Raw genomic sequence first — 23,271 nt, forward strand, 5'->3', positions numbered from 1 at the left:
TCGGAACGTGGGAGGCGACGACCGGTGACGATCGCGCAGCGCAGCCCGGAACTGCTCCGCCTTGCCGACGCCGTGCTGCAGCCCGGCTTCGCCGGCACGACCCCGCCGGACTGGCTGCGTCGCCGGCTGGACGATGGCCTCGGCGGTGTCGTGCTGTTCTCCCGCAACATCGCCTCCGTCGAGCAGGTCGCCGCCCTGACCGCGACGCTGCGGGAGCACCGGCCGGACGTGCTCGTCGCCATCGACGAGGAGGCCGGCGACGTGACCCGGCTGGAGGCCGCCACCGGCAGCAGCCGGCCCGGCAACCTCGCCCTCGGCGTCGTCGACGACACGCAGCTCACGGCGGAGTTGGCCCGCGGCCTCGGCCAGGACCTCGCCGCCGTCGGCGTCAACCTCGACTACGCGCCGAGCGGCGACGTCAACTCCAACCCCGACAACCCGGTCATCGGCGTCCGGTCGTTCGGCGCCGACCCGTCCCTGGTGGCCCGGCAGACCGCCGCGTGGATCCGTGGGCTGCAGGCCGCCGGCGTCGCCGCGTGCGTCAAGCACTTCCCCGGGCACGGCGACACCGGCGTCGACTCGCACCTCGCGCTGCCCGAGATCACCGCCTCCGCCGAGGAGATGGCTCGCGTCGCGCTGCCGCCGTTCCGTGCCGCGTTCGAGGCCGGCGTGAAGTCGGTGATGTGCGGACACCTGATGGTTCCCGCCTACGACACCGAGTTCCCGGCCACGCTGTCGCGCCGGATCCTGGTCGACCTGCTGCGCACGGAGCTGGGCTTCGACGGGTTGCTCGTCACCGACGCGTTGGAGATGAAGGCCGTGTCCGACCGGTGGGGGCTCACCGGGGCAGCCGTGCTGGCCATCGCCGCCGGTGCCGACGCGCTGTGCGTCGGCGGCGGGCTGTGCGACGAGGAGACCGCCACGGCGTTGCGGGACGCCCTCGTCGACGCCGTCGCCTCCGGTGAGCTGCCGGAGGCCCGGTTGCGGGAGGCCGCCGGTCGGGTCGCCTCGTTGGCGTCGTGGGTCGGCACCGTGACGGATGATTCGCCTGCGGATCCGGCCATCGGCCTGGAGGCCGCTCGGCGGGCCATCCGCGTGACGGTGGCCCCCGGCGAGCGGTCGCTGCCGCTGTCCGCCGCCCCGCACGTCGTCGAGTTCCGGCCGCAGATGAACCAGGCCGTCGACAGCTCCACGCCGTGGGGCCTCGGCGCTCCCCTGTCGGTTTTGATGCCCGGGACGACCGTGGCGGTGTTCACCCCGGCCGATGCCGAGGTCGACCTCGAACCGGCCGCCGGCCGACCGCTCGTGCTGGTGGTTCGGGACGCGCACCGGCATGCGTGGATGAGCAACGCCCTGGACCGGGTGTTGGCGGTCCGGCCCGACGCCGGCGTGGTGGAGATGGGGTTGCCGGACGGTCCCACGCGCGGGGCGTTCCACCTCGCCACGCACGGCGCCACCCGGGTCACCGGCCAGGCGGCCGCCGAGGTGCTGGCCGGCTGACCACCCGGGCTATTCTCCGGCCGTGGCCGAGCAGATGAGTGCCGAGGCGGTGTTGGCCGAGGCGCGGCGGGCGTTCTGGGTGATGGTGACGGCGCTGGCCGTGATCTGGGCGATACAGGTGGTCAACGCGCTGCTCGGTTACCACCTGAGCTACGAGTTCGGCGTGCAGGCGTGGAACCCGCTGTCGCTGCCGGAGGTGTTCACGGCCCCGTTCCTGCACTACGGCTGGGACCATATCGAGGGCAACTCGGGGCCGCTGTTCATCTTCGGCTTCCTGGCGGCGTTCCGGGGCGTGCGGAAGTTCGTCAGCGTGACGGTGCTGATCATCGTCGTCAGCGGCCTGGGCGCGTGGCTGACGTCGGCGCCGGGCTCGGTGACGGCCGGGGCGAGCGGCGTGGTGTTCGGCTACTTCGGCTACATCATGGTGCGCGGCCTGTTCGACCGGCACGGCATCGACATCGTCATCGGCGTGGTGATGGCGCTGTCCTTCGCCTACCAGTTCTCGGTGATCGTGCCGGGCACGCCGGGCGTCAGCTGGCAGGGCCACCTGTTCGGCTTCGTCGCGGGCATCCTGGGCGGCTGGATCTTCCGCGAACGCCGGCCGAGGACGGCGGTCCCCGCCACGCCGAGCCTGACGTTGCCGGACACGCCGACTACTTCCCCGTGAACACGGCCTTGCGCCGCTCGACGAACGACCGGACGCCCTCGGCGGCGTCGGCGCTGGTCAGCAGCGGCTGCAGGTCGGCGGAGAGCCGCGACAGGGCGCCGGAAGGATCGTCCAGGCCGGCACGGGCCGAGGCCAGGGTGGCCCGCACGCCGAGCGGGGCCTGGGCGGCGATCCGGCCGGCCAGCTCGATGGCCCGGTCGACCTGCCGGCCGGCCGGCACGACCTCCTGCACCAGCCCGATCCGGTACGCCTCGGCGGCGTCGAACTCGTCGCCGGTGAGCAGCCATCGCATGGCGTTGCCCCAGCCGGCGGCCTGCGGCATTCGCACGGTCGCCCCGCCGAACGGGTAGATGCCGCGCTGGATCTCGATCTGCCCGAACCGGGTGTCCTCGGCCGCCACCCGCACGTCGGCGGCGAGCAGCAGCTCGATGCCCAGCGTCAGGCACCAGCCCTGGGCCGCGGCGACCAGCGGCTTCGTGCGTACGGGACCGGACACGCCCCACGGGTCGAGGGAACCCTCGGCGAAGGTCAGCCCGCCGGCGTTCAGCGTCGGCGCGACCTGGGCGAGATCGAAGCCGGTGGTGAAGTGGTCGCCGTGCGCGAACAGGACCCCCACCCACGCGTCGGAGTCGCGCTCCAGCTCGCCGTAGGCCGCCGCCAGCTCGGCGACCATGTCCGTGGTGAACGAGTTGCGCTTGTCCACCCGGTCCAGCCCGATCAGCAGCAGGTGCTCGCGACGTTCGACGGTGACCGACATGGGAACTCCCGGGTGGCTGAGTTGCACTTTGAGACTCACTACTGAACCCGAGACGGACTCGCGCCGCAAGCCCGAGCGCAAAAGTGGGTGGGAAGCGTCACGACCGCGGGCCGTACGCCCGGTCGGCGTCGGCATACTGGCCGGGTGGTCAACCATCGCGAAGTAACGGTCAACGGCATCCAGATGCACATCGCCGAGCAGGGCACGGGGCCGCTGGTCCTGCTGCTGCACGGCTTCCCCGAGAGCTGGTACTCCTGGCGGCACCAGTTCCAGCCGCTGGCCGACGCCGGCTTCCACGTCGTCGCCCCGGACCAGCGCGGCTACGCCGGCACGGACCGGCCGGACTCCGTCGGCGAATACACGCTGCTGCACCTGGTCGGCGACGTGATCGGCCTGATCCACGCCCTCGGCGAGCGCGAGGCCGTCGTCATCGGGCACGACTGGGGCGCGCCCGTCGCCTGGAACACCGCGCTGCTGCGGCCGGACATCATCCGCGGCGTCGCCGGCCTGAGCGTGCCGCCGACGCGCCGCGCCCCGGCCAAGCCGCTCGGCCTGCTGGAACAGCGCTTCGGCAAGGGCTTCTACCAGATCTACTTCCAGGAGCCGGGCGTCGCCGACGCCGAGCTGGGCGCCGACCTGAAGGACACGTTCCGCCGCTTCCTGGTCGCCGCCTCCGGTGACGGCGCGGGCGCGGCCCCGGTCGTGCCGGACGGCGCGAAGGGCTTCCTGGACACGATGCCGTACCCGGAGACGCTGCCGTCCTGGCTGACCGAGGCCGACATCGACGCGTTCGCCGAGCAGTACCGGCGCAACGGCTTCACCGGCGGCCTGAACTGGTACCGCAACATCGACCGGAACTGGGAGCTGACCGCGGCCTGGGCCGACGCCCAGATCACGCCGCCCGCGTACTACATCACCGGCACGAGGGACATCGTCCGCACCTTCGGCGCCCCCGGCTTCATCGAGAAGCTGCCGGAGCTCGTGCCGAACCTGCGCGGCGTGCTGGACCTGGACGGCTGCGGCCACTGGACGCAGCAGGAGCGTCCGGATGAGGTCAACGCGGCGCTGGTGGAATTCCTCAAGGGACTCTGAATCGATGTCCGGGCGTAGCCTGCAGTTCTGATGGGCATCGTCCTCGCTGCGCTGGTCAGCCTGCTCGGCATCGGCATCGTCGGGCTGGTGAGCAGCGCGCGGGTCGTCAAGCAGTACGAGCGGGGCGTGGTGTTCCGGCTGGGCCGGGTGCGCGACGCCCCGCGCGGCCCCGGCCTCACCCTGCTGGCGCCGGTGCTGGACCGGATGCGCAAGGTGAGCACGCAGATCATCTGTATGCCCGTGCCGGCGCAGGACGGCATCACCCGGGACAACGTCACCGTCCGGGTGGACGCGGTCGTCTACTTCTCCGTGGTGGACCCGGTCAGGGCGATCGTCGAGGTGCAGGACTACCAGTTCGCGGTGTCGCAGGTGGCGCAGACCTCGCTGCGCTCCATCATCGGCAAGAGCGAGCTGGACGACCTGCTGTCCAACCGGGAACGGCTCAACCAGGGGCTGGAGCTCATGATCGACAGCCCCGCGCTGGGCTGGGGCGTGCACATCGACCGGGTGGAGATCAAGGACGTCGCGCTGCCGGAGGCGATGAAGCGATCGATGTCACGTCAGGCCGAGGCGGAGCGGGAGCGGCGGGCCCGCGTCATCTCCGCGGACGGCGAGCTGCAGGCGTCGCACAAGCTGGCGGAGGCCGCCTCGACCATGGCGGACACGCCGGCGGCGCTGCAGCTCCGGCTGTTGGAGACGGTGGTCGAGGTGGCCGCCGAGAAGAACTCGACTCTGGTGCTGCCGTTCCCGGTGGAACTGTTGCGCTTCCTCGACCGTGCGACGGAGTACCGCTCGGCGAACGGCGGCACTTGAAAGGCGGGACTACCATTGGTTGCCGTGACGGCATTCCCAGCTCGATCCCTCGATCCGGTCGCGGGCCTGCGTAGCGCGGTGGACGCCACCCTGACCGAACTGCTCTCCGCCAAGCCGGAGCCGGACCGGGTCTGCCCCGGCCTGTCTGCGGCCCTCACGGCCTGCGCCTTCGGCGAGGTCGTCGGCCTCGGCGACGCGCCGAGCCTGCTGCGCGCCGCGGTGGACCACGCCGACCACGAGGAATTCGCCGAGGCGCGGATGCTGCTCGTGGCCGGGCAGCACGTGTTGCGGGCCACGGCGACCCGCCGCGCGCTGGTGATTCCCGCCCGGCGCGACCCCGCGCCCGTGGAGGCCGCCGTCCCGGCCGGTTGATCTTTCCGGGGTGTCGCAACGCCTTCTCGAACGGCAGTGGCCCGCCCAGCGTCTCCGGGTCGGCGGTCACGTCGAACAGCGGCCGGTAGCCGGTCCGTAGGTACAGGCCGCGTGCCTCGGGCTGGCGCGGTCCGGTCGTGAGCCGGATTCGCGTGTAGCCGCGCCGGGCGGCCTCCAGCTCGCGGAACAGCGGCTGCGCCGCCGGGTCGGACGGCTTGGTGTGGACGAACTTCACGCCGCCAGTGCAGCGGAATTCCCCGTCCGGCGGCGGACTTCCCAGCAGCTGAGACGGGCCGATCACGCTGGCTACGCTGGATTCGTGACCACGCTGGTGTTCGTCGGAGCCGGGCCGCGCGCCACGGGCCTGCTCGAACGGATCGCCGCCAACCTGCCGGAGTTCCCGCAGGCGTTGGACATCCACCTCGTCGACCCGCATCCGCCCGGGGCCGGCCGGGTGTGGCGGCACGCGCAGTCGCCGCTGCTGCGGATGAACTCGATGGCCGAGGACGTCACGATGTTCACCGACGAGAGCGTGGTGTGCGAGGGCCCGATCCGGCCGGGGCCGTCGCTGTACGAGTGGGCTGAGCAGGTCCGCGCCGGCGGCCTGGACGATGAGGCGCTCACCGAACAGGTGCGAGCGTTGCGAGCAAACAGCTTTCCCACCCGGCAGCTTCAGAGTCGTTACCTGGAATGGGTTTTCGACACCGTCGTCAAGCAGCTGCCGGACACCGTCACGGTGACCGTGCACCCGACGACCGCGCTGAGCGTCACCGAGGGCCCCGACGGCCGGCAGCTCATCCCGCTGGCCGACGGTGAGACGTTGGCCGCGGACGTTGTCGTGCTGACGCTCGGGCATCTTGACACGGAGCCCAGTGCGGCGCACCGGGAGTTGGCGAAGTACGCCGCCGACAACAACTTGCGGTACATCCCGCCGGAATACGCCGCCGACACCGACCTTTCCGTGATCCAGCCCGGCGAACACGTTGTGATGCGCGGATTCGGGCTGTCATTCATCGACCTGATGGTGCTGACGACCGAGGGGCGCGGCGGCCGGTTCGTCGAGGACTCCCCCGGTTCCCTGCGGTACGAGCCGTCGGGTCTGGAACCCGTGCTGCACGTGGGGTCGCGGCGTGGCGTGCCGTACCACTCGAAGACCAACTACCGGCTGCTCGGCGGCCGCCCGCCGCTGCCGCGGTTCGTCACGCCCGACGTCATCGACGCGCTGCCGCAAGGCTGCGACTTCCGCACCGACGTGTGGCCGCTGGTGGCCAAGGAAGCTGCCTGGGCGTACTACCACGAGCTGTTCAACGGGCATCCCGAGCGGGTGCGGATGGACTGGGTCGACTTCGACCGCTGGTTCTCGCCGCTGCCGTGGGGCAGCCCGATCCTCGACTCGCTGATCCAGCGGGCCGTCCCGTCGCCCGACGACCGGATCGACTTCGAGGCGCTGGACCACCCGCTGCGGGGACTGTCCGTCGGCGAGGACGAGTTGCAGGCCCGGCTCCGCGACTACATCGCCGCCGACATCGCCCGCCGCACCGACGACCGGTTCAGCGCCGACCTCGGCGCGTTCTTCGGGCTGCTGTCCTGCTACGGCCAGCTCCAGCGGCTCACGTCGCTGCGGCCGGAGTCGCAGGTGCGGGACCTCGACGGCTGGTGGCGGGGCTTCTTCAGCTTCATGGCCAGCGGCCCGCCCGACGACCGGCTCCGCCAGCTGCTGGCCCTGTCCGAGGCCGGCATCGTCCGCTTCCTCGGAGCCGACATGTGGGTCCGTGCCGAGGACGGCGTCTTCCGGGCCGGCGGCGGCACTTCGCCGGGGGTTGTCACCGCCACCGCCCTGGTCGAGGCGTACCAACCGAGCCCGTCGGTGCGGGAGAGCGGCTCCGCGTTGCTGCGGACCCTGGACGGCCTGGAGGAGATGCTCGTCGACGGCGACTACTCCGTGCGCACCGGCCTGCTGCGCATCTCCCCCGACGGTCGCATGATCACCGCCGCTGGGCTGCCACATCCCCGGCGCTTCGCCCTCGGGGCGTACTCCACCGAACGCGCCGTGGCGGCATTCGCCCGTCCGCGCACCAACGCCCCGGCCTTCCGCCAGAACGACGCCACCGCCCGGGCCCTCCTGGCCACCCTCCGCCTGGTCTGATCCGCTCGGAACGGACCATTCCTAAACTCCGAGTTGAGGAATGGTCCGTTCCGAGCGTCAGGGGCTTGACAGCCCGGGGGCGTGACGCGGCTCTACTGGTCGACATACCGCCTGGTCGGTATGCTCGCGGCACACACCCGCCGACCAGCTCAAGGAGGAGCACGTGCCGGAGACGAGCCAACGGGTCGCCATCGTGACCGGAGCAGCCCGGGGAATCGGCGCCGCCACCGCGGTGCGGCTGGCCGCCGACGGCTTCGCCGTCGCCGTGCTCGACCTCGACGAGTCCGCCACCAAGCAGACCGTCGACACCATCGTCGAGGCCGGTGGCCGGGCGATCGGCGTCGGCGCGGACGTCAGCGACGCCGAGCAGGTGCAGGCCGCGGTGGACCGGGTGGCGGCCGAACTGGGCGCGCCGACGGTCCTGGTCAACAACGCCGGCGTCACCAAGGACAACCTGATCTTCAAGATGTCCGAGGCCGACTGGGACACCGTGATGAACGTGCACCTGCGCGGCTCGTTCCTGATGACCCGCGCGGTGCAGAAGCACATGACCGAGGCCAAGTGGGGCCGGATCGTCAACCTGTCCAGCACCTCGGCGCTGGGCAACCGCGGCCAGGTCAACTACTCGGCGGCCAAGGCCGGCCTGCAGGGCTTCACCAAGACCCTGGCCATCGAGCTGGGCAAGTTCAACGTCACCGCGAACGCCATCGCCCCCGGCTTCATCGCCACCGACATGACCGCGGCCACCGCCGAGCGGCTGGGCGTGGACTTCGAGGACTTCAAGACGATGGCGGCGCAGCAGATCCCGGTGGCCCGCGTCGGCGTGCCCGAGGACATCGCGCACACCGTCTCCTTCCTGGTCAGCGAGGGCGCCGGCTTCGTGTCCGGCCAGGTCATCTACGTCGCCGGAGGCCCCCGTGACTGACCTTGTCGCCAAGGTCGAGCAGTTCCTCGCCGAGCACCCGACCGCGGGCGCGGACCCCGTCGAGTGGCTGGGCGCGCGCTTCGACGCCGGCCTGGCCTGGGTGCACTTCCCCGTCGGCCTCGGTGGCCTGGGCGCGTCCCGGTCCGCGCAGCAGGCCGTGGACGAGGCGTTCCTGGCCGCGAACGCGCCGCAGCCCAACCCAGCCGCGCCGGTGATCGGCTACGGCATGGCCGCGCCGACCATCCTCAAGTTCGGCACCGACGAGCAGAAGCAGCGCTTCCTGCGCCCGCTGTACACCGGCGAGGAGGTGTGGTGCCAGCTGTTCAGCGAGCCCGGCGCCGGCTCCGACCTCGCCACCCTGGCCACCCGCGCGGTGCGCGACGGCGACGAGTGGATCGTCGACGGCCAGAAGGTGTGGACGACCATGGCGCACGTGGCCCGCTGGGCCATCCTGGTCGCGCGGACCGACCCGTCGCTGCCCAAGCACCAGGGCCTGAGCTACTTCGTCTGCGACATGACCGACCCGGGTGTGGACGTCCGGCCGCTGCGCCAGATCACCGGCGAGGCCGAGTTCAACGAGGTGTTCCTGTCCGGGGTGCGGATCCCGGACGCGCACCGGCTGGGCGCGGTGGGCGAGGGCTGGAAGGTCGCCACCACCACGCTGATGAACGAGCGCGTCACCATCGGCGCGCACGCCGCCGAGCGCGAGGACGGCCTGATCGGGGCCGTGGCCAAGACCTGGCGGGAGCGCCCCGAGCTGCGCACGCCCGGCCTGCACGACCGGCTGCTGCGGCTGTGGGTGGACGCCGAGGCGCTGCGGCTGACCGCGGAGCGGCTGCGCCAGGGCCTCGCCGCCGGCCAGCCCGGACCGGAGGGTTCGGCCGCCAAGCTCACCTTCGCCACGCTCAACCAGGCCGTCACCGGTCTGGACGTGGAGCTGCACGGCGAGGAGGGCCTGGCCTACAGCGACTGGACCATGCGCCGGCCCAAGGACGCCGACTGGGCCAGCCGCGACGCCGGCTTCCGCTACCTGCGGATGAAGGGCAACTCCATCGAGGGCGGCACCTCGGAGATCCTGCGCAACATCATCGCCGACCGCATCCTGCAGCTGCCCAAGGAGCCGCGCTCCGACGTCGACATTCCCTGGAAGGACCTGCCCCGATGAGCGACCTGCTGTACAGCGAGGTCGAGAACGACCTCCGCGCATCGGTCCGCGACCTGCTGACCGACCGGTCGCCGTGGACGTCGGTGTTGGCCCGGGTGGAGACCGACAAGCCCTACGACCTGGAGCTGTGGCGGACCCTGGCCGCCGAGATGGGCCTGGCCGGCCTGCTCGTGCCGGAGGATCTCGGCGGCGCCGGCGCTTCCGCCCGTGAGGTCGCTGTCGTGCTGGAGGAGCTGGGCCGCGCGGTGACGCCGACCCCGTTCCTGGGCAGTGCCGTACTGGCCACGAGCGCGCTGCTGGCTGCCGGCGACACCGAGACCGTGGCGGAACTCGCTGCGGGGCAACGGATCGGCACCCTCGCGGTGCCGCTGACCACCGCGCCGCACGCGGACTTCCCGTCCTCGGTTCGGGTCGAGGACGGCAAGCTCACCGGCCGCGTCGGCAGCGTCGTGGACCTTGAGGTCGCCGATGTCGTTGTCGTGCCGGCGATCGGCGCCGACGGTCCCGAGCTGCACGTCGTGCCGACGGCGTCGGCGGGCGTCACCGTCACGCCGATCACGCCGCTGGACCTGACCCGGCGCATCGCGACGCTGGAGCTGGCGGGTGTGGAGTCCCGCAAGCTCAGCGGAGACGCCGCAACGGCTTTGAGGACCGCTCTCACCACCGGCGCCGGCCTGCTCGCGTCCGAGCAGCTCGGCGTGGCCCAGTGGTGCCTTGACGCGACCACCGAGTACGTCAGCACGCGGCACCAGTTCGGCCGGCCCATCGGCTCGTTCCAGGCACTCCGGCACCGGCTGGCCGACCTGTGGGCGTCGGTGTCCTCCGCGGTCGCCGTCTCCCGGGCCGCGGCCGACGCGCTGGCCACGGGGTCCGATGTGGACATTGCCGTCGCCGTGGCGGCGTCGTTCTGCTCCGAGCTGGCGGTGCACGCCGCCGAGGAGGCGCTGCAGCTGCACGGCGGCATCGGCATGACGTGGGAGCACCCGGTGCACCTGTACCTGGGCCGGGCCAAGAGCTCCGAGCTGGCGCTGGGCACCCCCGAGCGGCACCGCGACGCGCTGGCCACGCTCGTCGACCTGCCGGCCTGATCGCCAGACAAGGAGTGAGCGATGCGCGTGTTCGCCGGCCTCGACGAGGTGAAGGCCGCCAAGGGTGAGGAGCTGGGCAGCAGCGACTGGCACCTGGTGACGCAGGAACAGGTCAACCTGTTCGCCGACGCCACCGAGGACCACCAGTGGATCCACGTCGACCTGGAGAAGGCCGCCAAGGGTCCGTTCGGCGGTCCGGTGGCGCACGGCTACCTGACGCTGAGCATGCTGGCCAAGTTCTCCGGCCAGCTGTGGCGGGTGGACGGGCTGTCGATGGCCGTCAACTACGGGCTGAACAAGGTCCGCTTCCCGCAGCCGGTGCTGGTGGGCAAGCGGATCCGGGCCCACGGCCGGCTGCTCGACGTCGCCGAGAACAAGATGGGCCTGCAGGTGACGGTGCAGATCACCGTGGAGATCGAGGGCGAGGACAAGCCCGGCTGCGTGGCCGAGTCGCTGGCGCTGTTGGTGCCGTAAAAGTCACGGATCGGAAACTCCGGCGGCGGCGTCCACGTCCGGCTGGGACAGTGCTCCGACGGCGGGACAGGCCCGCCGTCGGAGCATCCGGAGCAGCGCAGTGAACTACGACCAGACGGCATCCAGCGGCATCAGCCCGGCCGTCGCGATCATCCTCGCCCTCGTCTACGTCGCCGTGATCGTGTTCGAGATCGCGGCGTACTGGAAGGTCTTCGAGAAGGCCGGCCGCCCCGGCTGGGGCGCGATCATCCCGATCTACAACCTGTACCTGCTGCTGAAGGTGGCGGGCCGGCCCGGCTGGTGGCTGATCCTCTACATCATCCCGCTGGTCAACATCGTCATCCACCTGATCGTCTCGCTGGACGTGGGCCGCAACTTCGGCAAGGGCACCGGCTTCTCGGTGATCGGCCTGTGGATCTTCAGCCCCATCGGCTTCCCCATCCTGGGCTTCGGCAGCGCCCGGTACCAGGGTCCGCGGGCCGCGTGAGTTCGCTCGGTCATCGCCCGTTTCCTTTGTAGGATCGGGCGATGACCGATGTCGTGCTGGCGGAGAACACCGACGGGGTGCTGCTGCTCACCCTGAACCGGCCGGAGAAGCTGAACGCGTGGACGCCGGCGATGGAGGAACAGTTCTTCGGCGCGCTCGCCACCGCCGACTCCGATCCGTCCGTGCGGGCGATCGTGGTCACCGGCGCCGGGCGCGGCTTCTGCGCCGGGGCCGACCTGACCGCCCTGGGCGCGGTCGACCCGTCCGCCATCACCGAGGCGGACATCCATCCCAGTGGCAAGCCCATCACCTACGCCCTGTCCCTGCGCAAGCCGGTGATCGCCGCCGTCAACGGCCCCACCGCCGGCATCGGCCTCGTCATCGCCCTCTACTGCGACGTCCGGTTCGCCGCCGCGGACGCCAAGTTCACCACCGCCTTCTCCCGGCGCGGTCTGATCGCCGAGCACGGCATCGCCTGGCAGCTGCCCCGGCTCGTCGGCGTCAGCCGGGCCATGGATCTGTTGCTGTCCAGTCGAATCCTGCTCGGCGAGGAGGCCGGCCGGATCGGTCTCGTCGACCATGTCCTGCCCGTCGACGAGGTGCTGCCGGCCGCTCTGGCGTACGCCCGTGATCTCGCCGAGAACTGTTCCCCGCAGTCGATGGCCATCATCAAGCGGCAGGTTCTGCGGGCGCTCGAGTCCGATTTGGACTCCTCGCGGCGGGAAGCCGTCGAGCTGATGCTGGCCTCGTTCGGCGGCGAGGACTTCCGCGAGGGCGTGCGGAGCCACCTGGAGCGCCGGCAGCCGGCGTTCCGACCGCTTGACCCTGACACCGTGTGAGCTCGTAGACCTGACCGCATCATGTTCAGCATCGGAGACTTCGCCCGGCTGGGGCTCGTGTCGGTCCGCATGTTGCGGCACTACGACGGCATCGGGCTGCTGCCGCCCGCCCGTGTCGACGACGCCACCGGCTACCGGTGGTACGCCGCCGACCAGCTGCCTCGGCTCAACCGGATCGTCGCGCTGCGCAAGCTCGGCTTCAGCCTGCACCAGGTGGCCGAGCTGCTCGACGACACCGTCAGCGTCGAGCAGCTGCACGGCATGCTGCGGCTGCGCCGCGCCGAGCTCGCCGCCCAGGTCGCCGCCGACAGTGCCCGGCTGGCCCAGGTCGAGGCCCGTCTCCGCAGCATCGAGAGGGAGGGCAAGATGCCGTCGGTCGACGTTGTGCTCAAGAAGGTTCCGCCGGTTCGGGTGGCCGAGCTGACCGCGCTCGCCGCCAGCTACGAGCCGGAGGACATCGGGCCGGTGATCCAGCCCCTGTACGCCCGCGTGGAGGCCGAGCTGGCCCGGTCCGGGCTGACCGTCTCCGGGCCCGGGATCGCTTACTACGAGGACGTTCCGGACGGCGTGCTGGTGCACGCCGCCGTGCAGGTCTCGGGTGAGGTCACCGGGGACACCGAGTTGCAGGTCACCTTCCTGCCCGGCCTGCCGGAGGCCGCCACCGCCGTGCACCACGGTCCGATGTCCGAGTCCGGGACCGCCTTCAACGAGCTGGCCCGCTGGCTCACCGACAACGGCTACCGGGGTGGGCAGTACGCCCGCGAGGTGTACCTGCACTGCCCGCCGAACGTCGAGCAGCAGGGGTGGATCACCGAGCTCCAGATCCCCGTCACCCGGGGCTGAAGGGGTGGCTGGTCGTGGCCCGCCGCCACGTGACCACGACCAGTCACTCCACAGAGTGTGTCCGTCCTGGCACACTCCGGCAATGCTCCACTTGGAAGCGCTCTCATCGCCCGGTTTAGGCCGAACGGCCGACGACATCTTTCACGGGATCCATTAACGCCGGCCCCAACCCCCGCGAGTCACGCTCTCCGGCACACCGAATGTCGGTTTCCGGCAGCCCGGAGACGCCACCTGCGCTTCCCGCTCACGTTCAGACGCCAAGTGGGAAGCGCATGTGGCAACAACGGCGCGCTAGTTGGTGCTGAACCCCGAGAAGTCCACCTCGGCGGTTGTCCGCGGCGCGTGGGAAATCGCGTACACGCCGACGTCCTGCGTCGCGGCGGCGGAAGGCACGTCGCCGGTGCCGACGAGGTTCCAGGTGGTGCCATCGGTGGAGTAGTAGCCGCTGAACGTCGTCCCACTCCGCACAAGCTTCAGCCACGCCGGGTAGACCGCCGACGCAACGGAGGCCTGCTGGTCGAGCAGACCGTCGCCGTCGCTGTCCCAGTCGAGCAGGAAGCCGTTGCCCGGCGTCTCGGCGAGGATCACGTGCCCGGCGCCGGCGTTGGCGTTGGTGATGTCGTTGCGCACCATGATGCCGGCCTTGGCCCACACATTGGTGTCGGACTGGGAGTCGATCTTCACCACCGTGGTGGAACCGTCGTGTTCCTTGCCGGGCAGGTACATCGCGCCGTACTCGTTGACGCTGCCCCACAGGTCCGCGCCCTGCGCCTGAATGCCGAGCCGGTCACCGACCTGACTGAACTGCGCGGTGGTGGAGGCGAACGTCTGGTAGGGACCGGTCACGGGATGGTTGACGGTCGTGGAGTCGGCGGCGGCGAGCTCACCGGAACCGCCCACCAGATACCGGAAATCAGCAGTGGCTTTGACCGAGGTCGTGGTGAACAGGTTGTCGGACGCGGGAATCGCCACCGTGAACGGAACCCTGATCTTCTCGCCGGGCCACACGATCTGCCGCGTCGGCACCGACGCCGGCGTCACCGAGGCGCCGGAAGAAGCCTTCAACGCAAGGGAAACGTTGCGCACCGGGGTGGAGCCGTTGTCCACGAACTCCAGGACGCCGGTCCGCTTCAGGCTGTCCGACCCGGCCGCATCCCACGTCAGCGACACGGAGGTGTTCGGCTTCGCACCGAGGTCCACGTGGTGCAGAGCGCGAACCCGGTACAGGGCAACGCCATGAGCCGGCACGTCAACCGAGATCGTGCCGGTCGACTCCGTCTTCTCACGGCTCCACAGGTCCTGCAGCGAGTAGTCGGCGGCCCGCGGCAGCCCCAGCGCGGCGGCAGTGGTCGACACGGCGCGCGGGGCGGCGGCGGTGTTGAACAGGCCGACGATCACGTCGCCGTTCGTCTCCTTCTTGGCGAACACCTGGGTGTCCGCGTCGCCGGAGATCCGCTTGGCGTCGATGCCGTCCTGGTCCACCGCCAGCACGTCTTCGTTGCGCAGCAAGGAAAGGTCGGTCGGGTCCAGGTGCGTGAGGTCCGTGCCGAGGAACAGCGGCGACGCGGCCAGCGACCACAGGCTCAGCTGCGTCTTGCGCTCATCCAGCGTCAGGCCGTTGTTGGCGCCGTTGCCGATCTCCACCGAGTCGTAGTCGTTGAACCCGGCCGGCCCGCCGTACGGGGCCCAGTCGGCGACCTGGTCGAAGCGCGAGGCCACCGAGGCCCACGAGGTCAGCGGGAAGCTCGAGTCGTTGGCGCCGCAGTAGCACTCCACGTCGCCGCCGGTGCGCCAGCCGTCGGCGAGGTCCTGCCACGCCTTGGCGTTGTTGATGTCCAGGTTGTTGGACAGCTCCAGGTGGATCTTGCGGCCGGTGTTCCGCAGCGCCTCCGACCACGCCTGCACGTCCTGGATGTCCTGCGTGCCGACGCCGTCCAGCTTCAGGTAGTCCACGCCCCAGGACGCGAACTGCTTGGCCCAGCCGTCGATGAACGCCTGCGCGCCGGGCTTGGTGAAGTCGATGCCGACCATGCCGCCGCAGTTGTAGTTGGCCTCGTTGTACGACGTGGCGATGTCGGCGGCGTGATAGGGCGTGCCCTCGATGGCGGTGTTCTGCTCGACGGCCTGCTTGGCGATGCCGGGTGTCATGTACAGGCCGAACTTCAGGCCGAGGGAGTGCACGTAGTCGGCGGTGGCCTGGATGCCGCTCTTCGCGCCCTGCGCCGGGAACTTGGTCGAGTCGATCACCCAGCGGCCGTACTGGTCCACGTTCGGCCCCTGGGCGCCGGGGCACTGGTACCAGAAGTCGTCGATGTTGACGTACTGATAGCCGAGCCGGGTCAGGCCACTGTCCTTCATGGCCTTGGCCTGCGCCTCGATGATCGCGGCGGTCGGGTTCTTGCGGACGAAGCTCCAACTGCTCCAGCCCATCGGCGGCTTCACCGTCGGCGCGCTGTCGGCGGCGGCCGTCGGGGCCGTCACGGCCAGACCCGTGATCATCAGCAGCCCGGCTAACGCCGCGGTCAGGACACGTTTTGCCATGCGTCGGCTTCCTTCCACCCCGGTGTGAAAGCGGCACGATTCCGCCCATAACCGAACGGAATCGAACACGACTCGCCAGAGCTCACCAAACGCGCTGACAGGTGTCAAGAGCGGGCAAGGCCGCCGACAGTCCGTCCCGGCCTGGTTGCCCGAAGAATCAGCGGGCGGTACGGATCATCTCGCCGAGGCGGTACACCATGCGGGAGCCGTCGCCCGGCGAGACCGTCGCCCAGTCCTGGCCGTCGCGGCCACGCGCGACGACGCTGTAGTACCGCCCGGCCGCGTTGTCGAACCAGCTCATGCCGGGCAGCCGGCGCACCCGGCCGCGCTCGTCGTACAGGCCGACGCCGATCTGCCCGAGCCGCAACACCTCCGGCTCCAGCATGGTCGCCAACGCCTTCTGCTGGTCCTTCGACACCGACGCCGCCGTGCGCCGCGTGACGGCCACCGGCTGCGGCACCGCGTGCCGGCCCTCGCCGCCCACCAGGCTCGCCGGCAGCGAGATCTCCTGTCCCGGGCCGGCTTTCGTCGGCGGCAGCAGGCTGATGATGCTCGCCGCCAGCGCCGTGTCCCGCGTCCACTCCAGCCGGACCATCTGTCCTTCCTGGACCATCAGCACGGCGTCGCGCCCCCGCGCCGCCGCGGCCGCGCGCAGCATCGACGACGACGCGTCGCGCACGTCGACCGTGGAGATGGTGTCCAGCTGGATGTGCGGGCGCGCCACCAGCGCCATCGCCGCCGCGATCGGCTGCGCCACCCGCCCCCGCTCGGTCACGCCGCGCTCCTCGAGATCGGCGTGCACGGCGGCGCGGATACGCGACCGCTCCTCATAGGTCTCCCCGTAGCTGGGGATCTGGAACGGATACGGCGTCGACCCGAGCCGCAGCTCCTCCCAGAGGATGTCGAACGCGGCCAGCGAGACAGTGACGATCGGTGACATCGACCCTCAAGTTACCGCACCTCGCGCCCCCACACGGGTGGAACGGGCGACTCACATTGACTCCCCCGCCCGCGCCGCAGTATGTTCGGAGAGAGAACCGATGTGCGCATTACGAACATCCAGGACCAGTTATCCGGAGGGCGGAGATGGCTCGGATCGGGACCCTCGCGGAGGGGGTGGCGGCGGTCGTCCACGACGGCGACACGGTGGCGTTCGAGGGCTTCACGCACCTCATCCCGTTCGCCGCGGGGCACGAGGTGATCCGGCAGCGGATCCGGAACCTCACGCTGGTCAGGATGACCCCGGACGTGCTCTACGACCAGCTCATCGGCGCCGGCTGCGCGCGCAAGCTGGTGTTCTCCTGGGGCGGCAACCCGGGCGTCGGCTCGCTGCACCGGTTCCGCGACGCCGTGCAGCACGACTGGCCGGCGCCGCTGGAGCTGGAGGAGCACAGCCACGCCGGCATGGCCAACCGCTACGTCGCCGCCGCGTCCGGGCTGCCGTTCGCGGTGCTGCGCGGCTACCGCGGCACCGACCTGCCGGCGCAGACCGACAACATCAAGCCGATCACCTGCCCGTTCACCGGCGAGGTGCTGACCGCGGTGCCGGCGCTGCAGCTGGACTCCGCGGTCATTCACGCGCAACGCGCCGACAGCCAGGGCAACGTGCAGCTGTGGGGCATCACCGGCGTGCAGAAGGAGGCGGTGCTGGCCGCCACCCGATCGCTGGTCACCGTCGAGGAGATCGTCGACGAGCTGGAGCCGGTGCCCGGCGCGGTCGTGCTGCCGTCCTGGGCGGTCGGCCACGTCGCCGCCGTGCCGGGCGGCTCGCACCCCTCCTACGCCGCCGGGTATTCCGTGCGGGACAACGACTTCTATCAGGAGTGGGACGAGATCAGCCGGGACCGGGACGAGTTCACGCGCTGGCTGGAGGACCTGAAGTGAGCGAGCTTGCGAGCGAACCATTGAACACAGGGACGCTGCTCGCGCTGCCGACGAAGGAGGCAGCGTGAGCTACACCGCCGACGAGATGATGACCGTCGCCGCGGCGCGGGCGCTGGCCGACGGCGTCGTCTGCTTCGTGGGCATCGGCCTGCCCAGCACCGCCGCCAACCTGGCCCGCCGCACCCACGCCCCCGGCCTGGTGCTGGTGTACGAGTCGGGCACGCTGGGCGCGAAGCCGGACCGGCTGCCGCTGTCCATCGGGGACGGCATCCTGGCCGAGACCGCGGACGCGGTGATCGGCGTGCCCGAGGTGTTCAACTACTGGCTGCAGCCGGGCCGGATCGACGTCGGCTTCCTCGGCGCCGCCCAGATCGACAGGTACGGCAACATCAACACCACCGTGATCGGCGGCGACTACCGCAACCCCAAGGTGCGGCTGCCCGGCGCGGGCGGCGCGCCGGAGATCGCGGCCTCCTGCAAGGAGGTCGTCGTGGTGGTGCGGCAGAGCCAGCGGGCCTTCGTGGACCGGGTCGACTTCGTCACCTCGTTCGGCTTCGGCCGCGGTCCCGGTGAGCGGGAGGCGCTCGGCCTGCGCGGCGGCGGCCCGCGCCGGATCATCACCGATCTCGGTGTGCTGCAACCGGATCCGCAGACCTGCGAGTTCGTGCTCACCCACCTGCACCCGGGGGTCGAGCTGGCCGACGTGAAGGCCGCCACCGGGTGGGATCTCGCGGTCTCCCCCGACCTGAGCCGGTCGGCGGCGCCGACCGAGGAGGAGCTGTCCGTGCTGCGTGCCCTGAAGGCGGCGTCATGACCACCGACGTGTTCATCGCGGACGCCGTCCGCACCCCGATCGGCAAGTACGCGGGCGGACTGGCCAAGGTCCGCCCGGACGACCTGGCCGCGAGCACGCTGAAGTCGTTGCTGGAGCGCAACGGCAACCTCGACCCGACCCGCATCGACGACGTGGTGCTCGGCGACGCCAACGGGGCCGGCGAGGACAACCGGGACGTGGCCCGGATGGCGACTCTGTTGGCCGGGCTGCCCACATCGGTGCCGGGCAGCACGGTCAACCGGCTGTGCGGGTCCGGCATGGAGGCCGTGATCGGTGCGTCCCGGGCGGTCGCGGTCGGCGACGCCTCGATCTGCGTGGCCGGCGGCGTGGAGTCGATGACCCGGGCCCCGTGGGTGCTGCCCAAGCCCGACCACGCCTTCGACCGCGCGCACGAGACGCTGCACTCCACCACCCTGGGCTGGCGCATGGTCAACCCGGCCATGCCCGACCAGTGGACCGTCAGCCTGGGCGAGGCCACCGAGATCCTGGCCGAGAAGTACGGCATCGGCCGCGCGGCGCAGGACGTGTTCGCCGAGGCCAGCCACCACAAGGCCGCGGCCGCCTGGGAGAAGGGCGTGTTCGCGGACGAGATCGTGCAGGTGCCGGGGGCGCCGCTGGAGCGGGACGAGAACATCCGCCCCGACACCTCCGTCGAGAAGCTGGCCAAGCTCAAGCCGGCGTTCCGTCCGGACGGCACCATCACCGGCGGCAACGCGTCCCCGCTCAACGACGGCGCCGCCGCGCTCATCGTCGCCGACCAGGCCGGCATCGACTCGTTCGGCGGCCGGCCGCTGGCCCGCATCGCCGCCCGCGCCGTGCACGCCGTGGAGCCGCAGTTCTTCGGCATCGGCCCGGTCGAGGCCGCGCACCGGGCGCTGGCCCGGGCCGGCATCGGCTGGTCCGACCTGAGCGTGGTCGAGCTCAACGAGGCCTTCGCCGCCCAGTCGCTGGCCTGCCTGTCGCTGTGGCCCGAACTCGACCCGGCCATCGTCAACCCCAACGGCGGCGCCATCGCCATCGGCCACCCGCTCGGCTGCTCCGGGGCGCGCATCCTCGGCTCGCTGGCGTGGGAGCTGCACCGCCGCGGCGGCGGGTGGGGGCTGGCCGCCATCTGCATCGGCGTCGGCCAGGGCCTGGCCGTCGTCCTCGAAGCGTGAAGGAGAAGCCGGTGAAACTTCCGCACTACGCGCCCGACACCGAGTCGCACCCGCCCAACTCCAGCGAGCCCTACCGGTCCAGCGTGCTGCGCGCCCCGCACCGGCCGCTGCAGCTCATCCCGCAGCACCTCACCGAGGTCACCGGGCCGCTGCTGGGCCTGGACCGGGTCGGCGAGCTCGACCACGACCTGACCCGGCAGCACATCGGCGAGCCGCTGGGCGAGCGGATCATCGTCAGCGGGCGGGTGCTGGACGCCAACAGCCGGCCGGTGCCGAACACGCTCGTCGAGGTGTGGCAGGCCAACTCGGCCGGGCGGTACGCGCACGACCGGGACCGGCACGACGCGCCGCTGGACCCCAACTTCAGCGGCGTCGGCCGGTGCGTCACCGACGCCCAGGGCAACTACCGGTTCGTCACGATCAAGCCCGGCGCCTACCCGTGGCGCAACCACGACAACGCCTGGCGGCCCGCGCACATCCACTTCTCCCTGTTCGGCCGGTCCTTCACGCAGCGGCTGATCACCCAGATGTACTTCCCCGGCGACCCGCTGTTCCCGTTCGACCCGATCTTCAACTCGGTGCGCGACGAGAAGGCCCGGCAGCGCCTGATCTCCCGGTTCGACCTGGAGACCACCCAGCCGGAGTGGGCGCTGTCGTACAAGTTCGACATCGTGCTGCGGGGCAGCGACGCGTCGGTGTTCGAGGACGAGGAGGAAGACGAGTGACCGAGCTTGCGAGGGCACCATTCAGCACAGCGGCCTTGGTCGCAGAGTCGCCGAGCGCCAGCGAGGTGGGGCTGTGACCACCCCCTCCCAGACGGTCGGCCCGTTCTTCGCGCTGCCGAACGGACTGCCCTGGCCCGACGGCCCCGAGGTGGTCGCCGAGGGCACGCCCGGCGCTGTGGTCATCCGTGGCACGGTCTACGACGGCGCCGGCGACCCCGTGCCCGACGCCATGATCGAGACCTGGCAGGCCAGCCCCACCGGCCGCTTCGACCACCCCGACGACCCGCGCGGCGCCGTCGACGAGGGCTTCCGCGGCTTCGGCCGGTCCGCCACCGACGCCGAGGGCCGGTTCTGGCTCCGCACCGTCAAACCCGGCGCGCTGCCCACCCCCGACGGCGGCGCCGAGGCCCCGCACATCGACGTCACCGTGCTCGCCCGCGGCCTGCTGCAGCGACTCGTCACCCGCATCTACTGGCCGGACGAGGAGCAGGCCAACGCCACCGACCCCGTGCTCGCCGCCGTGCCGGCCGAGCTGCGGCACACTCTCATCGCCGAGCGGGTGGGCGACGAGCTCCATTTCGACATCCGCCTCCAGGGCGACGGGGAAACCGTCTTCTTCGAGCTGTGAGGGACTCGTGACGGACTACCGGTGGGCCGGTGCCCCCGACGGGCCGGTGCTGGTCGTCGGCAACTCGCTCGGCGCCGATGCCCGGATGTGGCGGGAACAGCTGCCCGCGCTCGGCGAGAAGCTGCGCCTGCTGCTGATCGACCACCCCGGACACGGTGACGCGGCGGCGGTGCCGGGGCTCGACACCATCGACAAATTGGGCGAGCGGGCGCTGAGTCTGCTCGACGAGGCCGGTGTGGACCGGGCCCACTACCTGGGGCTGTCGCTGGGCGGCATGGTCGGCCTGTGGTTGGCGGCCAACGCGCCCGACCGCATCGACCGGCTGGCGGTGTGCTGCACGACGGCGTACTTCGGCACGCCGTCGGCGTGGCGGGAGCGGGCGGCGGCGGTGCGGGCCGGCGGCACGGCGTCGATCGCCGAGCAGGTGGTGGACCGCTGGGTCACCGCCGACTACGGCGACCGGTCCTGGCTGGTCGACATGCTGTCCGGGATGGACGGCGAGGGCTACGCGGCGTGCTGCGACGCCCTGGCGGAGCTGGACCTGCGGGACGCGCTGCCGTCGATCGCGGCGCCGACGCTGGTGGTGGCCGGCGACGCGGACCGGGCGACGCCGGTCGAGCACGGGCAGGCCATCGCCGACGCCATCCCCGGCGCACGGCTGGCCATCGTGCCGGGGGCGCACTTCGCCCCGCTGGAATCACCCGATGTGGTGACTCCGTTGCTGGTGGAGCACTTCACCTCGGTGCGCCGGCAGGTGCTGGGCGACGCCCACGTGGACCGCGCGCAGGCGGCGACCACCCCGTTCACCGCCGACTTCCAGGACTTCATCAGCCGCTACGCGTGGGGCGACATCTGGACCCGGCCCGGCCTGGACCGGCGCACCCGCAGCGCGATCACGCTGGCCATGCTCGCCACCCTGCAGCACGAGGAGGAGCTGGCGATGCACGTGCGGGCCGCGCTGCGCAACGGGATGACCGTCGAGGAGATCAAGGAGGTGCTGCTTCAGGTCGCGGTCTACGCCGGCGTGCCCACGGCGAACCGGGCGTTCCGGATCGCCGACCGGGTGCTGTCTACCCTGGACACACCATGACCGACACCGAGCCAACACCGCGAGGCAGCGCGTTCGTCCAGTCCCTTGAGCGGGGACTGGCGGTGATCCGCGCCTTCGACGCCGAGCACGACGAGCTGACGCTCAGCGACGTCGCCCGCAGCACCGGACTCACCCGGGCCGCCGCCCGCCGGTTCCTGCACACCCTGGTCGAACTGGGCTACATGCGCACCGACGGCCGGCTGTTCGCGCTGCGGCCGCGCATCCTGGAGCTGGGCTACGCCTACCTGTCCAGCATGGGCCTGCCCGAGGTGGCGCAGCCGCACCTGGAAACCCTGGTGTCCCAGGTGCACGAGTCCAGCTCGGTGTCCGTGCTGGACGGCGAGGACGTCGTGTACGTGGCCCGCGTGCCGACGAAGCGGATCATGACCGTGACCATCGCGGTCGGCACCCGGTTCCCGGCCTACGCCACCTCGATGGGCCGGGTGCTGCTGGCCGCGCAGCCCGACGACTGGCTGGACGAGTACCTGGCCAAGGCCGACCTGCGGCCGCTGACCCGGTACACGACGGTCGAGGAACGGCTGCTGCGCGCGATTCTCGACCAGGTCCGCGACCAGGGCTGGGCCCTGGTCGACCAGGAGTTGGAGGAGGGGCTGCGGTCGATCGCGGTGCCCGTCCACGATCCGGACGGTGCCGTGGTGGCCGCGGTGAACGTGTCGGCGCACGCCAGCCGCGGCAGTTCCGACAGCATCCGCGAGGAACTGTTGCCGCATCTGCGCACCGCCGCCGCGGCCATCGAACACGATCTGCGCGGCAGTCGCCGCTGAGGATTCGGCGGAACGGGCGCGTCCGTTCGATGGAATGGCGCGCCCGGAATGCCGGTTGAAACAACCGAAACAACACGAAAGGCCCGCCACCGAAGGTGACGGGCCTCGCTCAGCCGAACCTGGTCAGCCGATCTCAGATCGCACGCACGCCCATGGCCTGCGGGCCCTTCTGGCCCTGCCCGACCTCGAACTCGACCTTCTGGTTCTCCTCCAGGGTACGGAAGCCGTTGCCCTGGATCTCCGAGTAGTGCACGAAAACGTCAGCGCCACCATCGGAAGGGGCGATGAAGCCGAAGCCCTTCTCCGAGTTGAACCACTTGACGGTGCCCTGAGCCACTGATCTATCTCCTCAAACAGGTACTACGTCTCGCCGCAACCACGACGGTACGGGTCTGATCGCGGACGGGGGACTTCACCCGGTTCCCTGCGAGGAGGACCACCGCCCGCGACTTCTTCCG

The 23,271-nt window shown here is 71.1% G+C and carries 24 protein-coding genes; 20 read left to right on the plus strand and 4 right to left on the minus strand.

What is annotated here, in order from left to right; translation table 11 throughout:
• The first annotated feature begins 24 nt into the window (after positions 1 to 24).
• Together BJ998_RS06565 and BJ998_RS06570 are read left to right on the plus strand one after the other, a co-directional pair.
• Entirely contained in the window at positions 25 to 1,500 is a 1,476-nt protein-coding gene (locus BJ998_RS06565) for a glycoside hydrolase family 3 protein (RefSeq protein ID WP_312889960.1), read from the plus strand.
• Positions 1,501 to 1,522: 22 nt separating this feature from the next.
• A complete protein-coding gene (locus BJ998_RS06570) occupies positions 1,523 to 2,167 on the plus strand; it encodes a rhomboid family intramembrane serine protease (protein ID WP_376775847.1) in 645 nt (214 codons plus the stop codon).
• Here the strand turns inward: BJ998_RS06570 and BJ998_RS06575 are convergent.
• Positions 2,154 to 2,924 (minus strand): crotonase/enoyl-CoA hydratase family protein, encoded by a 771-nt coding sequence (locus BJ998_RS06575; protein WP_184859422.1) that lies wholly within the window; start codon positions 2,922 to 2,924, stop codon positions 2,154 to 2,156. The genes BJ998_RS06570 and BJ998_RS06575 overlap by 14 nt on opposite strands.
• 144 nt (positions 2,925 to 3,068) lie before the next feature.
• Here BJ998_RS06575 and BJ998_RS06580 point away from each other — a divergent pair, with 144 nt between their 5' ends.
• From BJ998_RS06580 to BJ998_RS06630, 11 genes are all read left to right on the plus strand, one after another.
• Entirely contained in the window at positions 3,069 to 4,016 is a 948-nt protein-coding gene (locus tag BJ998_RS06580; RefSeq protein ID WP_312889962.1) for an alpha/beta fold hydrolase, read from the plus strand.
• Positions 4,017 to 4,046: 30 nt separating this feature from the next.
• Positions 4,047 to 4,829 (plus strand): slipin family protein, encoded by a 783-nt coding sequence (locus BJ998_RS06585; protein WP_221337899.1) that lies wholly within the window; start codon positions 4,047 to 4,049, stop codon positions 4,827 to 4,829.
• Between the two features lie 24 nt (positions 4,830 to 4,853).
• A complete protein-coding gene (locus tag BJ998_RS06590; protein WP_184859424.1) occupies positions 4,854 to 5,201 on the plus strand; it encodes a hypothetical protein in 348 nt (115 codons plus the stop codon).
• Between the two features lie 319 nt (positions 5,202 to 5,520).
• Positions 5,521 to 7,347: an FAD/NAD(P)-binding protein gene (locus BJ998_RS06595; protein WP_312889963.1), complete on the plus strand. Its 1,827-nt coding sequence runs from the start codon at positions 5,521 to 5,523 to the stop codon at positions 7,345 to 7,347.
• A gap of 163 nt (positions 7,348 to 7,510) precedes the next feature.
• Positions 7,511 to 8,272: a 3-oxoacyl-ACP reductase FabG gene (fabG, locus tag BJ998_RS06600; RefSeq protein WP_184859426.1), complete on the plus strand. Its 762-nt coding sequence runs from the start codon at positions 7,511 to 7,513 to the stop codon at positions 8,270 to 8,272.
• Positions 8,265 to 9,437, plus strand: coding sequence for an acyl-CoA dehydrogenase family protein (locus tag BJ998_RS06605; RefSeq protein WP_184859428.1), 1,173 nt, complete (start codon positions 8,265 to 8,267; stop codon positions 9,435 to 9,437). Before fabG ends, BJ998_RS06605 begins: the two co-directional genes overlap by 8 nt.
• Positions 9,434 to 10,525 carry an acyl-CoA dehydrogenase family protein gene (locus BJ998_RS06610; RefSeq protein ID WP_184859430.1) on the plus strand — a complete coding sequence of 364 codons (1,092 nt, stop codon included), beginning with the start codon at positions 9,434 to 9,436 and terminating at the stop codon, positions 10,523 to 10,525. The genes BJ998_RS06605 and BJ998_RS06610 overlap by 4 nt, the downstream gene beginning before the upstream one ends.
• Before the next feature lie 21 nt (positions 10,526 to 10,546).
• Positions 10,547 to 10,999 carry a MaoC family dehydratase gene (locus BJ998_RS06615; RefSeq protein WP_184859432.1) on the plus strand — a complete coding sequence of 151 codons (453 nt, stop codon included), beginning with the start codon at positions 10,547 to 10,549 and terminating at the stop codon, positions 10,997 to 10,999.
• Positions 11,000 to 11,099: 100 nt separating this feature from the next.
• Complete coding sequence (locus tag BJ998_RS49060) at positions 11,100 to 11,486, plus strand: DUF5684 domain-containing protein (protein WP_184859434.1); 387 nt, start codon at positions 11,100 to 11,102, stop codon at positions 11,484 to 11,486.
• Positions 11,487 to 11,527: 41 nt separating this feature from the next.
• Positions 11,528 to 12,325 (plus strand): enoyl-CoA hydratase, encoded by a 798-nt coding sequence (locus BJ998_RS06625; protein WP_184859436.1) that lies wholly within the window; start codon positions 11,528 to 11,530, stop codon positions 12,323 to 12,325.
• A gap of 21 nt (positions 12,326 to 12,346) precedes the next feature.
• The gene (locus BJ998_RS06630; RefSeq protein WP_184859438.1) at positions 12,347 to 13,168 is read left to right on the plus strand and encodes a MerR family transcriptional regulator; all 822 of its coding nucleotides are present in this window, start codon (positions 12,347 to 12,349) and stop codon (positions 13,166 to 13,168) included.
• A gap of 291 nt (positions 13,169 to 13,459) precedes the next feature.
• Here BJ998_RS06630 and BJ998_RS06635 read toward each other — a convergent pair whose 3' ends face one another.
• Both BJ998_RS06635 and BJ998_RS06640 read right to left on the minus strand, forming a co-directional pair.
• Positions 13,460 to 15,709: an alpha-galactosidase gene (locus BJ998_RS06635; RefSeq protein ID WP_184859440.1), complete on the minus strand. Its 2,250-nt coding sequence runs from the start codon at positions 15,707 to 15,709 to the stop codon at positions 13,460 to 13,462.
• A 157-nt stretch (positions 15,710 to 15,866) separates the two neighbouring features.
• Positions 15,867 to 16,649 carry an ESX secretion-associated protein EspG gene (locus tag BJ998_RS06640; protein ID WP_184859442.1) on the minus strand — a complete coding sequence of 261 codons (783 nt, stop codon included), beginning with the start codon at positions 16,647 to 16,649 and terminating at the stop codon, positions 15,867 to 15,869.
• A 146-nt stretch (positions 16,650 to 16,795) separates the two neighbouring features.
• On the opposite strand from BJ998_RS06640, the gene BJ998_RS06645 reads away from it, so the two are divergent.
• From BJ998_RS06645 to BJ998_RS06675, 7 genes are all read left to right on the plus strand, one after another.
• Positions 16,796 to 17,593, plus strand: a complete 798-nt coding sequence (locus BJ998_RS06645) for a CoA transferase subunit A (RefSeq protein ID WP_184859444.1) — start codon at positions 16,796 to 16,798, stop codon at positions 17,591 to 17,593.
• A gap of 85 nt (positions 17,594 to 17,678) precedes the next feature.
• On the plus strand, positions 17,679 to 18,407 hold the full coding sequence (locus tag BJ998_RS06650) for a CoA-transferase subunit beta (RefSeq protein WP_184868480.1): 729 nt from the start codon (positions 17,679 to 17,681) through the stop codon (positions 18,405 to 18,407).
• The gene (locus tag BJ998_RS06655) at positions 18,404 to 19,585 is read left to right on the plus strand and encodes a thiolase family protein (protein ID WP_184859446.1); all 1,182 of its coding nucleotides are present in this window, start codon (positions 18,404 to 18,406) and stop codon (positions 19,583 to 19,585) included. Before BJ998_RS06650 ends, BJ998_RS06655 begins: the two co-directional genes overlap by 4 nt.
• A gap of 11 nt (positions 19,586 to 19,596) precedes the next feature.
• On the plus strand, positions 19,597 to 20,310 hold the full coding sequence (gene pcaH, locus BJ998_RS06660; RefSeq protein WP_312889965.1) for a protocatechuate 3,4-dioxygenase subunit beta: 714 nt from the start codon (positions 19,597 to 19,599) through the stop codon (positions 20,308 to 20,310).
• Between the two features lie 73 nt (positions 20,311 to 20,383).
• Entirely contained in the window at positions 20,384 to 20,938 is a 555-nt protein-coding gene (gene pcaG, locus BJ998_RS06665) for a protocatechuate 3,4-dioxygenase subunit alpha (protein WP_184859450.1), read from the plus strand.
• A 7-nt stretch (positions 20,939 to 20,945) separates the two neighbouring features.
• Positions 20,946 to 22,028 (plus strand): bifunctional 3-oxoadipate enol-lactonase/4-carboxymuconolactone decarboxylase PcaDC, encoded by a 1,083-nt coding sequence (pcaDC, locus tag BJ998_RS47165; protein WP_446684994.1) that lies wholly within the window; start codon positions 20,946 to 20,948, stop codon positions 22,026 to 22,028.
• The gene (locus tag BJ998_RS06675; RefSeq protein ID WP_184859452.1) at positions 22,025 to 22,813 is read left to right on the plus strand and encodes an IclR family transcriptional regulator domain-containing protein; all 789 of its coding nucleotides are present in this window, start codon (positions 22,025 to 22,027) and stop codon (positions 22,811 to 22,813) included. Before pcaDC ends, BJ998_RS06675 begins: the two co-directional genes overlap by 4 nt.
• Positions 22,814 to 22,946: 133 nt before the next feature.
• Here BJ998_RS06675 and cspE read toward each other — a convergent pair whose 3' ends face one another.
• On the minus strand, positions 22,947 to 23,150 hold the full coding sequence (gene cspE, locus BJ998_RS06680; RefSeq protein ID WP_116175123.1) for a transcription antiterminator/RNA stability regulator CspE: 204 nt from the start codon (positions 23,148 to 23,150) through the stop codon (positions 22,947 to 22,949).
• Positions 23,151 to 23,271 lie beyond the last annotated feature (121 nt).

It is taken from the genome of Kutzneria kofuensis, assembly GCF_014203355.1.
Classification (GTDB): domain Bacteria; phylum Actinomycetota; class Actinomycetes; order Mycobacteriales; family Pseudonocardiaceae; genus Kutzneria; species Kutzneria kofuensis.